The sequence below is a fragment of the Brevibacillus fortis genome (genome assembly GCF_003013395.1).
Taxonomy (GTDB): Bacteria; Bacillota; Bacilli; order Brevibacillales; family Brevibacillaceae; genus Brevibacillus; species Brevibacillus fortis.
Window position 1 is genome coordinate 1 of sequence record NZ_PXZM01000056.1, and the last position, 15,273, is coordinate 15,273.

The following is a 15,273-nucleotide window of genomic DNA, read 5'->3' on the forward strand; positions in this document are numbered from 1 at the left end:
TGCGCTCTTTTTTCTGTCTACCTAAAGGGGATCATAACTGAATGGCGGGAGCGCTTCAAACGTAGAAGTTTCGAAGAGGTATTCCATAAGTGAAGCTTAAATTCCCCGCCATTCATTCCTACGCTGGGATGGGCTCCAGAGGCGCTTGGACTGGAAATCCGCTTCTTCCTACGCGGCTCTACTGAAAAATGATTGCAAGTCGATTCAAGAAGGAAAGATCCTGATCGCGATCATTGAGTCTTCAAAACGAACCACAAATGCTTCACAGTCGCAATTCGATAACTCAAGATGATCAGCTAGTACAATGGATCTACCTTGAACTGACCCCAAAACGGTTCGAAAAGCACGACGAACCCCTAACAGCTCGAAAAGCCCTGTCACATGTTTGGAAGGAGACCGCCCGAACGAAGAGAGGATACAGGCGACTGGAAAACATGTGGCAGGGCTTCCCCATGCACAACCGTTGAAGAACAACGTTTTTACTTACCCAATTTGTTATACAGCGTGGCCCGCGATATGCCCAGTCTTTTCGCAGCGGCTTGCTTGTTGCCGTTTTCCAGCTCGATGGCTCGCAAAATGACGCGGCGCTCATGCGCTTCGATTTCTTCTTGCAGAGAAAAGAGATCGGGAGGAAACTCAATCGGTACCTGTTTACTCTGAACTTGCAGGGAATAAGGCAAATCTTCTTCTTTGATCACCCCGTCTGTCGCAAATACCACCAATCGCTCAATCGCATTTCGCAGCTCGCGAATGTTGCCTGGCCAGTCGTATTGGAGCAGGTTTTGCATCACATTTTGTGAGATGGCATGAATGGGACGATTGTAACGTAAAGAGAATTCATAGAGAAAAAAGTGGGCGAGTTCAATCGTATCTTCAATGCGTTCTCGAAGCGGAGGGATTTTCAGCGTCACGACATTGAGCCGATAGAACAGATCTTGACGAAACTTCCCTTCCTTCACTAACTCCTCCAAATTTTTATTTGTAGCGGCAAGCACACGGAAGTCCGCCTCAATCTGCTTTGTCCCTCCGACCGAATAATACTTTTTCTCTTGAAGCACGCGAAGCAGCTTCACTTGCATATCGAGCGGCATTTCTCCCACCTCGTCGAGAAACAGCGTTCCTCCACGTGCCAGCTCAATCATTCCTTTTTTCCCTTTCTGATCCGCACCAGAAAAGGCACCTTTTTCGTACCCGAACAGCTCGCTTTCAAACAAGGTAGGCGAAATCGCGCCGCAGTTGATGGCAATAAAGGGCGCATTGGAGCCTTCCCGCACATCGTGCACCGCTTTGGCGAATAACTCTTTGCCAACGCCGCTTTCCCCTGTGATCAAGACGGTTGCTTGTGTAGCGCTGAGCTTTTGGATCATGGACTTGATATGGCGAATGGAGAGACTCGTTCCCTTGATCTGTGCAAATGGATCAGGGGTTGGACTGAGCTTCGCCATTTCCTGCTGCAAGTGATTCACTTTTTTATTGGCGTTCAGCAGCTCCTGGTTCAGTCGAACCTGACTCGTGATATCGGTTTCCGCCGCGACAGCACCGATGATTTTGTCATGCAAATAGATCGGGTTGGTATTGATGAGCACGACGAGATCCTCCCGCGGCTGATGCTGATGCCGATAGAGAGACTGTCCGCTTTGGAGCGATTTGAGTGTTTCGAGCATTTCGAGCGGGAAAAAGTCGGTGATCGGGCGACCCATCGTTTCTTTTGCTTTCAAGGAAAAGATTCGTTCCGCGCCTTCTGTCCAAACCATCACACGTGCTTTTTCGTCGATGACGGATATGGAAGCGTCCATGGTCTTGATCATCGTCTCGAAATACGCTTCCAAGATCTCATACGAGGAAAAGATGGCTTGTATGACGGCACCTCGATGAAGGTAGCCGACAGGGACTCCGGGCTGTTTTTCGATCAGGAGATAGTTGTGAGTAGCTAGTAGATGGATGGCGTCCGCAAATGTTGAATCCAATGTCATCACAGCAGCTGGTTCCCAAGGGGCTTGTGTGCAATCGATCGTCAGGCTGGCGGTGAAAAGGGAAGAATCGGCGACATGCCAGCTGGTTTGACGCTGGGCAAATACAGGAATGTTTTCCTCCAACTGAGGAGGGAGAAGCTCTAGATCGTTGAAAATCCGCATGTTTGTCTGTATCAACTCGGTTAAGGCAGGAAGTTTGTGATTCAACTCGATCATCCCTTTTGAAAGAGGTAGTTCAAGTGTATAAAATTTTGAACATTTTCTCATTTATTATACATTCGCTCTTTTTGTTGTCAAAGAATTTAGACGAAATATTTTGGGAATCGCGGATAGAACAATTGGCATGGCTTTTGCAAAAAGAGTAAGAGAGTAGTAGAAAACGCATTTGAGGAGAATCAGCATGACAGTACAAACCCATGCGCAGATTGCGGTAATCGGCGGTGGCATCATCGGCGCGGCGATTGCGTATTACGCTGCCAAGGCGGGATTGGATGTCGTTGTTCTGGAAAAAGGCGAGCTGGCATCAGGGACGTCCTCGCGCTGTGATGGAAATATTTTGGCGATCGACAAGGACCCCGGCTTTGACAGCCAGATGTCCTTGAAAAGCCAGATGCTTGTTGATCAGCTAAGTCGGGAGCTGGACCATACGTTTGAATATCGGGCACCGGGAAGCATTCTCGTCTGCGAATCCGAGGCCGAGATGGAAGCCGCTCATGAATGGGTGAGACGGCAAAAGGAAGTCGGACTGCCGTTTCGGATGCTGGACCGAGCAGATATTCGGCAGGAGTCGCCTTACTTTGCCGACGACTTGCTGGGAGGTTTGGAGTGCGCCACCGATTCTACCGTCAATCCGTACATGCTGACCTTTGCCCTGTTTGAAGGAGCGAAAAAGCATGGAGCGAGGATCATGCGCCGGACAGAGGTCAAGTCGCTCCGACGTGATCAGGCGACGGGAACGTTTCACATCGGGCTTGGTACAGGCAGCATGACAGCCAAGCAGGTCGTCAACGCTGCTGGGGTGTGGGCACCAGTCATTGGAAAAATGGTCGGGGTGGATATTCCGATCGTTCCGCGCAAAGGGCATTTGATCGTCGCTTCGCGGCAAATGCCTGTCGGCGTGCGAAAGGTGATGGAATTCGGCTATCTCATCTCAAAGTTTGGCGGCGTGCGACAAGTAGACGAGGAGACAGAGAAATACGGAGTCGCGCTCGTATTTGAGCCGACAGAGAGCCAGAACTTCTTGATTGGCTCCAGTCGTCAGTTTGTAGGCTTCGATACTCGAATCGATCTGAATGTCGTCAGGTGCATGGCGAGAAGAGCCCTGCGCTTTTATCCGAAGATCGCCGACTTCGCTATCATCCGCACGTATTGCGGTTTGCGCCCGTGGACAGAGGATCACTTACCGATTATTTCTCGCGTAGAAGAAGTTCCCGGTTACTTCATCGCGGCTGGTCATGAAGGAGACGGAATCAGTCTGGCAGCTGTCACAGGTAAGCTGGTGTCCGAGATGCTAGTCGATCAGACAGACACCATCATTCCGTCAGAGCCGCTGCGCTTGGACCGGTTTACGAAAAAAGGAGTGTTGCATCCATGAAAGCAACGAGGGTGTTTACCACCATTGACACGCACACAGGGGGAAACCCTACCCGCACGGTCATCAGTGGTCTGCCGAAGCTTTCCGGTACCACGATGGGAGAAAAAATGCTCCAGATGAAGGCCGAGTACGACTGGATTCGCACGTTTTTGATGTATGAGCCGCGCGGGCATGATGTGATGTCGGGCGCCTTGATCGTTGATCCATGCCATCCAGAGGCGGATGTGGGAGTGATCTATATCGAGACAGGCGGATACTTGCCGATGTGCGGCCACGACACGATCGGTCTATGTACAGCGCTGGTAGAGACAGGCATGATCCCCGTGACCGAGCCGGTGACAAAGCTTACGCTCGATACGCCAGCAGGATTGGTCGAGGTAGACATACAGGTAGAGGGAGGGAGGGCCAAGGAAGTATCATTTGTGAACATTCCAGCCTTCCTCTATCAGCAAGATGTGACAGTAGAAGTAGACGGGATTGGAGCGGTGACCTGCGATATTGCGTACGGTGGAAACTTTTATGCGATCACGGATGCACGCAAGCTCCATCTCGAACTGACCCCAGCCAATGCATCCACCATTGTCAATACGGCCGTCACTATTCGGAAAGCGATTAATCAGGCCATGGAGATTGTTCATCCAGAGAAGCCGTTTATTCGCGGACTGACCCATGTGGAGTTCTATACGGCCCCTGACAATCCAGGAGCGGATGTGAAAAATACCGTCGTCGTACCGCCGGGCGGAATCGACCGATCGCCATGTGGAACGGGCACTTCCGCCAAGCTGGCGACCTTGTTTGCCAAAGGGGAGATCGGCATCGACGAACCGTTTGTACATGAGAGCATCGTCGGTTCTCTGTTTACAGGAAGAGTGTTGCAGGTGACGGACGAAGGGGGCCTGCCCGCTGTCATTACCCGAATTGCAGGCTCGGCCTGGCTGATGGGCAAGCATACGATTTTTTACAATCCGGAAGACGAGCTGGCGAATGGCTTTTTGCTCATACCAGCCGCAACCGATCATTAAACAAAACCCAGACATGAGAGGAGAAATGAAAATGGCACGATTTGAAGGAGTATACGTAGCGATTGTCACGCCGTTTACAACCGATTATGAGGTGGATTACAAACGTTTGACGGAATTGTGCGACTGGTTGATTCAGGAGGGCGTAGACGGACTGGTTCCGTCCGGTTCGCTGGGAGAATACGCGACGATGACAGGAGAAGAGCGGGCAAAAGTCATTCATACTGTGATCGCTGCCGCAAAAGGTAGAGTTCCGGTGGTCGTAGGCTCTGCTGCTCCGTCTACCCGTCAAGCAGTGGAATGGGTGCAATTCTCCAAGGATGCGGGAGCAGCAGGCGTGATGGCCCTGCCTCCGATTAACTACAAGCCATTGGAAAATGAAGTGTTTGCCCACTATGAGGCACTCAATACAGTCGGGCTGCCGATTATTGCCTATAACAATCCTCACGACTACAAAATCGACCTGACACCGGACATTTTGGCAAGACTGGCTGCATTCGAAAATATCGTCGCTGTGAAAGAATTCTCCGGTGACGTACGCCGCATGCAGGACATTCTCGCCCAGACGGACTTGGAAGTTATGGTCGGTGTAGACGATCTCGTCATGGAGGGCGGCTTGATCGGGGCGACAGGTTGGATTTCGGGTGTGCCGAATGCGCTGCCAAAAGAAGGAGTGGAGCTGTTCCGTCTGGCACGGGCAGGCAAGCTGGGCGAAGCACAAGCGCTTTATCGTCGATTGCTGCCGTTGTTCCACTACGACGCGAGTCCACAATTGGTACAGTCGATCAAATACATGATGGAGCTGGCGAATTTCCCAGTAGGACCGACTCGTCCGCCGCGTCTGCCGCTGTCCGAAGAATACTACGCGGGCATTAAAAAGGCGTTTGACTACGCTGTCGGCGCTGCGAGTGGACGATAAGGGGGACGAGTAGGATGCACAGCAAAAACTGGATTGGCGGCGAATGGATAACGCCGTCAGGGAAGGAACTAACGGTCAAAAACCCATCGTGTATTACAGAAGAAGTCGGCGTTCTGCATCTGTCTGATCGGTCACATGTTTTTGCGGCGGAGCAGGCTGCTCGCATGGCCCAGATCGGCTGGGCAAAACAAACGGGTGCGGCTCGAGGCGAAATCCTTTTTCAAATGGCTGCTGCATTAGAGGCAAATGCAGACAGTTTGGCACAGCTGGCGAGCCGGGAAATGGGCAAGCAGCTTGGTGAGATGCGGGGAGAAGTGGCGCGCGGGGTCAGTCTGTTGCGCTATTATGCCGGAGAAGGGATGCGTTCAAACGGCAACCTGATTCCTTCTTCCGATACGAACGTCCTGCAATACAGCCTTCGAGTCCCGCTCGGAGTCGTGGCGGTTATCACACCATGGAACTTTCCTGTTGCGATCCCCATCTGGAAGATCGCCCCTGCACTCATTTGCGGGAACACAGTCATTTGGAAGCCGGCGGAAAACGGCTCGCTTACAGCAACACGACTGACTGAAATATTCGCAGAAACCAAGCTGCCAGCGGGTGTGCTGAATCTGGTGATTGGCAAGGGCCGAGAGATCGGCAATACACTTACGAATGAAGCCTGCGTCGATGCGGTTAGCTTTACTGGCTCATCTGAAACAGGCAGACAGATTGCCATCGCGTGCGCGGGTCGCAATATCAAGTATCAAACCGAAATGGGCGGGAAAAATGCGGCAGTTGTCTTGGCTGGTGCTGATCTAGATAAAACGGTTCCGATTTTGCTCAGCGGGGCGTTTCGATCGGCTGGTCAAAAATGTACGGCTACTAGCAGGATCATTGTAGAAAAATCGATCTATCAGCCACTGGTCGAGCGACTGCAATCAGCTATGGAGACGTGCCGAGTAGGAGATGCCAGCGATCTGGAAGCGTATTTGGGTCCGGTTGCATCGGCTGCACAGTATGAGACGGTTGGGCAATTCATCGCATTGGCTAACAATGAAGCAACAGTCATTGCGCAAAGCCCTGCTTATGTAAAAGAGGAGCAAGGCTATTACATCCGTCCCCGAATTGTCGAGGGTGTCGCTGCGGATCATCGCCTCGTTCAGGAGGAAGTGTTTGGACCATTGGCTGTGCTTTTGACAGCAGACGGTTTTGACGAGGCGGTGGAGCTGTGCAACCAGTCTGTATACGGACTGAGCGCTTCGCTGTTCACCCGAGATTTGGCGAGTGCCCATCGTTTCTTGGATGTGGTGCAGGCGGGGATGGTTCGGGTCAATCAAGAGACGGCAGGTGTGGAATACCAGGCTCCATTTGGCGGCATGAAGCTATCCAGCTCACATACGCGGGAGCAGGGGCAGGCGGCGCTTGATTTCTACAGTACGACGAAAACATGCGCGATCAAATACTCTTGGTGATCTATCAAGTAATTGCCAATCGCATAAAAGGGTGAGGATGTCATGCACATCAATCAGTTGTTTACGACGATCGAGGCCCATACAGGAGGGGAGCCGCTGCGTATCATTACAGGCGGCATCCCACCACTCGCGGGCGAGACGATTCTAGAGAAGCGGCGCTACTTTCGGGAGGGGCTGGATTATATCCGGCGGGTGCTTATGTATGAGCCGCGCGGACATCATGGCATGTACGGTTGTGTCATGACTGAGCCTGTCAGTCCAGATGCGGCATTTGGCGTGCTGTTCATGCATAACGAGGGCTACAGTACAATGTGCGGGCATGGAATCATTGCGGTAGTCACGGCTGCTATTGAGACGGGAATACTTCGGCTGGAAGATCCAACAGAGCGTATTGTGATTGACAGTCCGGCAGGAAGAATCATCGCACACGCAAACGTGGAAGAATCGCGGGTTCAGTCCGTCTCGTTTGAAAATGTCCCCTCATTCGTTTTGGCACAAGACGTTCCCATTGAGTGGGAAGGACGCATTTTCCCAGTGGACATTTCTTTTAGCGGAGCATTTTATGCAGTAGTGCAGGCAGAAGACATAGGAGTCCAGGTAGAAATTGAGCAATTGGCAGAGCTGCAAGAGTGGGGAAGGCGAATCAAGGAACAAATCGAGGCGAACATGGAGGTAGTTCATCCGTTGGAGCCAGAACTCAAAGGCATTTACGGAGTGATTATCTCGGATAAGCCAAGAGTGGAAGGATCAGACCTGCGCAACGTGACGATTTTCGCCGACAAGCAGGTCGATCGCTCACCATGCGGTACAGGTACTGCGGCTCGTGTAGCCACCTTGCATGCGAGAGGCAAGCTGGCTGCTGGAGAAGCGTTTGTCCATGAAGGAATTGTCGGGAGCCAGTTTATTGGCAAGGTAGTAGCAACCACGCAGGTGGGGAGTTATCCGGCTGTCATTCCGAGTATAGAAGGAAAGGCATTCATCACAGGTCTGCATCAATTTGTCGTTGACCCTACGGACCCGCTGAAAGACGGATTTTTACTGCGATAGGATCATTTGCTGGAAAAGGGGGCTGCAGATCACAGGCAGCCTCTTTTTTATCCTCAAAAAAGCCTAGTCACAATACTGCCACGCATTGGGACATCAGCATTTTTCCCCTTCTTCTGTTATAATGGACAAGATTGAATTTAGGAGTAAAGGAGTTGAATTTTGTGCCGTATAAAGCGTTAATTGAAGCGCATGTGGGTAGCTGGGAAGTCGCATTCGTGCTCTTGATCGTTGCCTACATCCTGTATCGCGTGGGTAAAGCAAAAGCAGGCAAGATCGTACATATGCTGCTCAGACTCATGATGGTCATCATTCTTGTATCGGGAGCTTGGATGCTTTTCGTGGGTCACGCATCAGATTTCTATTACTACTTGAAGGGCATCATCGCGGTTATCGCCTTTGGTTTGATGGAAATGTCCTTGGGCAAAGCAAAGAGACAAGAAGGCAGCATCGGCTTCTTCATCGGCTGTATTGTCGCATTGGTGCTGGTGATTCTGCTGGGCTATCGCGTATTTATGTAAGGTAGGCAATACAGGAAGGAAAAGGGTTTCCTCGCAAAAGATACTTGCGGGCGAAAGCCTTTTTTTTTGATTGGACGGGAGAGGATGAGCCAAAGAGAGATGAGAAGGGGGGCCATATTACCCTATGTACATATGTTAGAGGGGAGAGGTGAGGAAAAATGGCCTATCCTTTTGACAGTCAATTCATTCCTTTTATACTCGGGGGAAGTCCATTCGGAGACGTCCCGAACGATGAGAATCCCGACTTTGTCGACCTGGTAGGGAATGCTACATTTCCTGTTGCTTTTTTGGCGTATGATGGAACGACTCTTTATTTTCGGATGAGAGTAAACGAAGATCCAAGGAATCCGCAAAAAACGGGTTTTCGAAATTATGCCTGGGGTTATTTGATCAATACAATCGGAGTGGCAGGCACGTACCAATGGATGTTAAGTGTGCAAGGCATGCGCAATCGCATTGCGTTAATTCAAAACACGATTGTTGAATTTAACTCATGGAAGGATCAAGCAGAAGGCACAAACGGCAGTGGAGGGCCAAACTGGCAAGCGCCGATCATCAATTTTGATACTGCCCGTGTGCGGCTGACGAATGATGGCTCTATCTTCAGTGGAAATCCTGATTACTTCATTGATCTCGTCATGCCGGCTGCTGCTTTTTTCTCCACGATCGGTGTTAGCTCACTTTCTTCCCTTCGTTTCTTGCCCTTTACCTCTACGAATGACAATCATTACAACAGGGACTCTCTGCGGACGAGCGAAGACTTTAGCTTTGCTAACTCCCTTAGCAATCCGACTACGATAGCGGCGGGAGATGTGCGAGCCAGCCTTGCTGTCGACAAGCAGATAACAGCAGGGCCAGCCGGAGTGAACACAGGACAACTATCGCAATGGACGGGATCGATCACTGTCACCAATACAGGGAAGAGCCAGGCAGCGACAGTCGTTGTCAACGATCTGATCGAGCTGGATCAGGTAACAGCTTTTACGGTAAACGCTACAAGTACCGGCGCTGTCAGCTACAATCCGCTCACCAAGGTGCTTAGCTGGAAGATCGGCAATTTGGCCGCTGGTTCAACTGCCAGCTTGTCATTTACGGTCAGTGGGGTTTTCGCGATCTCTCCAGGCGGAACGCGGCGGTTAAACACAGCGACAGTCACTGGTGTAGACAGCTTTTCTGGCGGGACGCTGTCTCCAATTCAAGATAATATTGTCATCACGGTTAACTTGGCTGGAAGTATTGCTGGCGTAGTGCTTGACCAGTCCACGAACTTGCCTGTCGCAGGTGCGCAGGTCGATTTGTATGATTCGATTCCCGTACGAATCGGAACGACGACTACAGATACGGATGGCGCCTATTCGTTTACTGGATTGGCTCCTGGTCTTTATTCTGTGTCGGTGACCGCGCCGACTTATGATCCAAAAATCCAATTCGTGAGCGTTTTGGCAGGGCAGACCACAAGAGCAGACATTTTGCTTCCTACGAGTCCGGGTCAGGTGAACGGGACGATAACAGATACCAGATTGGCACCCATCTCAGGTGCAGTGGTAAAGCTCATTAATACGACAGGCGTGACCGTAAACCAGACAGTGACAGGGGTAGGGGGGACCTATCAGTTTACCAATGTCATGCAGGGTGCCTACACCCTTGCAGTCAGTGTGGATACATTCCAGCCAGCAACGGTTGCAATCAATGTCATTCGATCCCAGACGACTACACAAAATGTAGGGCTCCAGTCATCAGTTGCCGAGCTCTCTGGTCTGGTGACAGGTCCGGGTGGCATACCGATTGCCGGGGCATTGGTGGAAGTGTTGAACCAAGCAGGTATTACGCTGACGGAAACGACAACAGACGGAGCAGGCACGTATCTTCTGACCAAGCTCGCAGAAGGTGTTTATCAAATCCGTGTCAGTGCCGCAGGCTTTTCCACTCAGTTAGCCGGAATCAGTCTGCAACCCGGAAATGCCAAGGTACTTGATTTCGAATTGACGACAGCCTTTGGAACCGTAAGTGGAACCATTACCGATGAGCAAACGGGTGAGGGAATCCCAAATGCGAGCATCAAGGTTGACACTCGTTCAGGAATTGCTGTAGGAGAGACGTTAACCGACGTAAATGGAGACTACTCTTTATCTTTGCTCGGTCCAGAAACCTATGTCCTTACGGCGGCTGCGGAGGGGTATGCGGGCCAAATAGTAGGGGTAGAAATCACTGCTGGCGCTACGACGACGGTTGACCTCCAGTTGGAAAAACAGGCCGGGGTATTGATGGGGACAGTCTCGGACACAGGAGGCAATGCTCTTGCTGATGCCGTTGTCGTTGTTTTTAAGGGAACTGTTCCTGTTGCACAGACGATTACCGACAGCACAGGCACCTTTTCCTTCCCGCATTTGGCCCCGGATACGTATACCGTAACTGCATCGGCTACTGGTTATTCCACTGCTGTGTTGGGGGCTACTGTGCTGCCTCAGGAAATATCATTTCTGGATTTTGTCCTGCAAGCTTCACCGGGAGCAATCACGGGACAGGTGATCGACAGCAGCAATCAGCCTATTCAGGGTGCCACTGTCATCATTCGGGAAAATACGGCAGCAGGTGCAGCTGTCGCTACTGTATTGACGGATGGGAACGGACAGTATGTGGTACCTGATCTGCTACCGCAGGCGTACGTTGTCAACGTATCTGCTCCGGATAAAACGACAGTGATCACAGGGGCAGTCGTCACCTCATTGACGACAACAACGGTGAATGTACAGCTGGCAGATTTGCCGGGGAGTATTTCCGGTTCGATTTTTGATGCTACGTCGGGTCTGCCGATAACAGGTGCTTCGGTAGAGGTTAGCGTATTGAACCAAGCAGGGGCAATCGTCGCCCATGCAAATAGCGATCTGGCTGGCAATTACGAGATCACAGGACTGGCACCCGGAGTTTATACCATTACCGCACGTGCAACTAATTATGAAACGAACAGTGCTTCCGCCATTGTATTTGCGAATACGAATACACCTGTCAGCTTAGCGTTGTTTGCGAGTCCGGGTGAGATCCAAGGACAGGTGGTCGCGGCAGGAACGTTACAGCCGATTGCTGGTGCACAAGTAAATGCACTCGATTCCAATGGCTCCGTCGTGACTTCGGCATACAGCGATAGTCAAGGAAGCTTTGTTATCACGGGCTTGGCTGCAGGTCAATACGTCATCATTGCTTCAGCGAATGGTTTTCAGTCCAATCATGTTGGAGCCATCGTGCTCGCAAATACAACAACCCCTGTCCAGCTTCAGCTCAACCAGGATTTCGGTTTTATAAGCGGTACAGTAGCACCTGTCGTACCAGGAACCACCATTCAATTGTTTGATATCAATAACTTGTTGATCGGTACTGTCGTTGCAGATGGAAACGGGACATTTTCAATTTCAGGGGTCGCACCAGGCTCTTATGTCCTTACAGCTACCGCTTCCGGTTACGCTGTTCAATCCGTTGGGGCGATCGTACAGCCTGGGCAGACGGCCAACGTCTCATTTACGCTTACCCCGAATCCGGCCAGTATTTCTGGAACCGTGCGAGATACGGGTATGCAGCCGATTGTCAATGCCGTTGTCCGTATTCTGGATTTGAATGAGACGACAATAGGCTTTGGCTATACGGATTCAAACGGGGGCTATACGATTGGCAACCTGCCAGCCGGCTCATTTATCGTAGTGGCAAGTGCTCCTGAATATGTGACGGGCTCGATTGGTACTTCACTTGGACCCGGTGAAAACAAAACCGGGGTAGACTTTACTCTTGGGGCGAATGCAGGCGGGATTAGTGGACAGGTGACGGACGCGACAAATCCCGCGATATTCATTGCAGGCGCCGTTATACTGATTCGTTCGATAAGCGACGGAAATGTAGTGGCTACAGCAAGTACCGACCAGACGGGCAGCTATTTGATTGAACATCTGTTGCCGGGTGCTTATACCGTCACGGTTAGTGCGCCTAGCTATGCGGATCAATCAGTAGGGGCCAATGTAATCACAGGAGAAACGACGGGGGCTAGTGTGGCGCTCTTGCCGTTGCCAGGGTCCATCGTGGGAAGTGTCATAAACAGCTTGGGCGTTCCTGTAACGGGAAGCGAAATCAACGTCAAGCTGATGGATAGCAATCAAGCCGTCATACAGAGCTTGCTGGCGAATGAATCGGGCGTGTTTTTCTTTGCGAGTGTCGCTCCCGGCGTTTACACCGTTATCGCGTCAGCGCCTGGCTATGCGGTAGGAAGTATCGGCGTGATCGTGGCGGCCAATACCGCAACTTCAACGACCGTCACTTTACCTGACTTGCCTGCTGCCATTTCGGGAGTCGTAACGAATCAGATGACGGGATTCGGGATTCCGGGAAGCACAGTGCTCATTACGGATGACTATGGTGTTGTGCTTGCTCAATTATTAACAGACGAACAAGGCAATTTTTTGGCAGAGAAGCTTCCGCCGGGTGTCGTGAATGTAACTGTTTCTGCGCCAAATTTTGTATCCGTCTCGCAGGCTGCTATTTTGCAAGGGGGCATTACCACCAACTTTCAGCAGGCATTAGTTCCCAATCCCGGCAGTTTATCCGGCGTTGTGACTGACCCGGAGACGGGCTTGCCGATCACTGGTGCAACGGTAATCGTCTACGACAGCACACGTGCAGCCGTAGGATCTGTCCTGACAGGTGCTGCAGGGAACTATTCGTTTGACAGGCTGGCTCCCGGAGGGTATACCGTCAATGTAAATGCATCCGGGTATGCAAGCGATGTAGCAGGTGCACAAATTCAAGCTGGGGCGATGTCCACCTTAAGCTTTGCACTACAAGGGTTACCCGGTGCGATTGTAGGTACAGTGCGAGAGCAAGGTACGGCTTTGCCGATTGCCGGCGCGGTCATTACGGTTCGGCAGGGAAGTCCATCTGGGACGATTCTTTCCATTGTTCAGGCTGATGAGCAAGGGAAATATATGGTAAGTGGACTTCCCCCGGGGAGTTATACACTGATCGCTACTGCTTCGGGATTTGCGGCGGAGGCTTCAACTGTTATGGTCGGATTGGGAGCGACTACAGGTCTCGATTTTTCCTTGCCGAGTCTACCTGCAAGCGTCACGGGAGAAATTACGGACGCCCTCCTTAACACACCCTTGCCGAACACGCTCGTCCGCTTGTTAGGCAACAATAATACGATTCTCTTTGCTACTCAGACAGACGCTCAGGGGATCTACTTCATCGATGGATTTGCGGCAGGAAACTACACCGTTTTGGCAAGAAACGATAACTATCAGAGAGAAAACGCATCCTTTGATGTAGCGCCAGGGGGAACCGCTACAGTCAATATTCCGCTGAATCCAAACCCAGGTATTTTGCAGGGGGCTGTCAGAGATGCGTTTGATGGGACTCCTCTGGTAGGAGCGGAGGTTCTGATCTTTTTCCCGGGCACAAACAACCTGCTGTCTCGGGCAATTACAGACGGTCTCGGTCAGTTTACTATCGACGGCTTGGCACCTTTAACCTATACGCTGGCGATCAGTGCTCTTAATTATGCCACCCAGCCAGTTGGCGCGACGATTTTTTCTGGTCAGACGACGGTCATCGACGTGGGGCTTCCCCCGTTTCCAGCAACGGTTACAGGTCAGGTACAGGCTACTGGTGGAGGAGTTGTTCCCAATGCATTGATACAGGTGAAGGATTCACACGGGACATTGTTCGGGAGTGCGATCACGGATGATCTCGGCAATTTCTCTGTCGGTAACCTGCCGCCTGGCGCGTATGTGATAAGCGCGAGTGAAGACAGCTATGCAGCGGCAACCAGTAACATAACCGTGACAGCTGGACAGACAATTAGCGGAGTCATTCTCACGATGTCGCCTCTCCCAGGCAGTATCTCCGGACAGGTGACCAATCAGTTGACGGGACTCCCGATCACAGGGGCGGCTGTTGCGATTCAGCTGTTTTCCAACGCCTTGTTTGTTGCCAACACGGTTACGAACCAGAGTGGACAATTCCAGGTGAATGGCTTGACGGCTGGAGAGTACAATGTCATTGCAAGTGCAGATGGCTTCGGTACGCATTACCGTACAGTTACGGTCGTAAACGGTCAGACGACCGTAACGACAGTCGAGCTATTGCCAATCGTCGGAACGATATCCGGAATGGTCCTCTTGCCGGACGGAACGCAAGCCAGCGGAAACAATATTCAATTGTCGCTATTCCATTCAAACCAGATTCGTCTACAAAATATCCTGGCTGAGCCGGATGGAACATTCCATTTTGTCAATGTGGCTCCAGGTACGTATACCGTTATCGGGAGCATCCCGGGCATTGGTACCGGTCAAGCAGAAGCAGTTGTATTGCCGAACCAAACAACCTTTATCATCATCCACCTTTCTCAAACGGGTACGATACAAGGAACGGTTCGATCCGGTTTGACAGGTCTGCCAGTTGCAGGGGCGACTGTGTATGTGCAAACGGTGAATCAATCAATCAGAACGACTGTGGTCGTCCAAACAGACAGCTTCGGCAGGTACAAGGTGACTGATCTTGCTCCTGGCACCTACTTGGTTGTAGCCAATGCGATGGGGAGTGGAGAAGCGAGAGCTACAGTGACGCTGGGCATAGGGGAAATCGTGACGCTCGGTCTGGTTCTGGTTCCAGCAGCAATGAGCGGATCTTTTCGGGTCGCAACATGTCCGAACATTTTGTTTACCCCATTTTGATATTTTGGAGAATTACTCCACCAAAAATAAAAAATA

The 15,273-nt window shown here is 51.3% G+C and carries 8 protein-coding genes; 7 read left to right on the plus strand and 1 reads right to left on the minus strand.

The window, feature by feature from the left end:
- Positions 1 to 479: 479 nt before the first annotated feature.
- Complete coding sequence (locus tag C7R93_RS28150; protein WP_106841888.1) at positions 480 to 2,240, minus strand: sigma-54 interaction domain-containing protein; 1,761 nt, start codon at positions 2,238 to 2,240, stop codon at positions 480 to 482.
- Between the two features lie 133 nt (positions 2,241 to 2,373).
- On the opposite strand from C7R93_RS28150, the gene C7R93_RS28155 reads away from it, so the two are divergent.
- The 7 genes from C7R93_RS28155 to C7R93_RS28185 all read left to right on the plus strand — a co-directional run bounded on the left by C7R93_RS28155 (position 2,374) and on the right by C7R93_RS28185 (position 15,237).
- Positions 2,374 to 3,567, plus strand: coding sequence for an NAD(P)/FAD-dependent oxidoreductase (locus tag C7R93_RS28155; RefSeq protein WP_106841889.1), 1,194 nt, complete (start codon positions 2,374 to 2,376; stop codon positions 3,565 to 3,567).
- Positions 3,564 to 4,589, plus strand: a complete 1,026-nt coding sequence (locus C7R93_RS28160; RefSeq protein ID WP_106841890.1) for a 4-hydroxyproline epimerase — start codon at positions 3,564 to 3,566, stop codon at positions 4,587 to 4,589. Before C7R93_RS28155 ends, C7R93_RS28160 begins: the two co-directional genes overlap by 4 nt.
- Before the next feature lie 31 nt (positions 4,590 to 4,620).
- Complete coding sequence (locus tag C7R93_RS28165) at positions 4,621 to 5,505, plus strand: dihydrodipicolinate synthase family protein (protein WP_106841891.1); 885 nt, start codon at positions 4,621 to 4,623, stop codon at positions 5,503 to 5,505.
- A gap of 14 nt (positions 5,506 to 5,519) precedes the next feature.
- The gene (locus tag C7R93_RS28170; RefSeq protein WP_106841892.1) at positions 5,520 to 6,959 is read left to right on the plus strand and encodes an aldehyde dehydrogenase family protein; all 1,440 of its coding nucleotides are present in this window, start codon (positions 5,520 to 5,522) and stop codon (positions 6,957 to 6,959) included.
- Positions 6,960 to 7,001: 42 nt separating this feature from the next.
- Positions 7,002 to 8,006 (plus strand): proline racemase family protein, encoded by a 1,005-nt coding sequence (locus tag C7R93_RS28175; protein WP_106841893.1) that lies wholly within the window; start codon positions 7,002 to 7,004, stop codon positions 8,004 to 8,006.
- A gap of 152 nt (positions 8,007 to 8,158) precedes the next feature.
- The gene (locus tag C7R93_RS28180; protein ID WP_106841894.1) at positions 8,159 to 8,524 is read left to right on the plus strand and encodes a YisL family protein; all 366 of its coding nucleotides are present in this window, start codon (positions 8,159 to 8,161) and stop codon (positions 8,522 to 8,524) included.
- 158 nt (positions 8,525 to 8,682) lie between these two features.
- Positions 8,683 to 15,237: a carboxypeptidase regulatory-like domain-containing protein gene (locus C7R93_RS28185; RefSeq protein WP_106841895.1), complete on the plus strand. Its 6,555-nt coding sequence runs from the start codon at positions 8,683 to 8,685 to the stop codon at positions 15,235 to 15,237.
- Positions 15,238 to 15,273: the final 36 nt, after the last annotated feature.

What these genes read in the sequence shown, in the direction of transcription:
- C7R93_RS28150 (WP_106841888.1), bottom strand. Translation starts at nt 2,240, where the DNA reads ATGAGAAAATGTTCAAAATTTTATACACTTGAACTACCTCTTTCAAAA.
- C7R93_RS28155 (WP_106841889.1), top strand. Translation starts at nt 2,374, where the DNA reads ATGACAGTACAAACCCATGCGCAGATTGCGGTAATCGGCGGTGGCATC.
- C7R93_RS28160 (WP_106841890.1), top strand. Translation starts at nt 3,564, where the DNA reads ATGAAAGCAACGAGGGTGTTTACCACCATTGACACGCACACAGGGGGA.
- C7R93_RS28165 (WP_106841891.1), top strand. Translation starts at nt 4,621, where the DNA reads ATGGCACGATTTGAAGGAGTATACGTAGCGATTGTCACGCCGTTTACA.
- C7R93_RS28170 (WP_106841892.1), top strand. Translation starts at nt 5,520, where the DNA reads ATGCACAGCAAAAACTGGATTGGCGGCGAATGGATAACGCCGTCAGGG.
- C7R93_RS28175 (WP_106841893.1), top strand. Translation starts at nt 7,002, where the DNA reads ATGCACATCAATCAGTTGTTTACGACGATCGAGGCCCATACAGGAGGG.
- C7R93_RS28185 (WP_106841895.1), top strand. Translation starts at nt 8,683, where the DNA reads ATGGCCTATCCTTTTGACAGTCAATTCATTCCTTTTATACTCGGGGGA.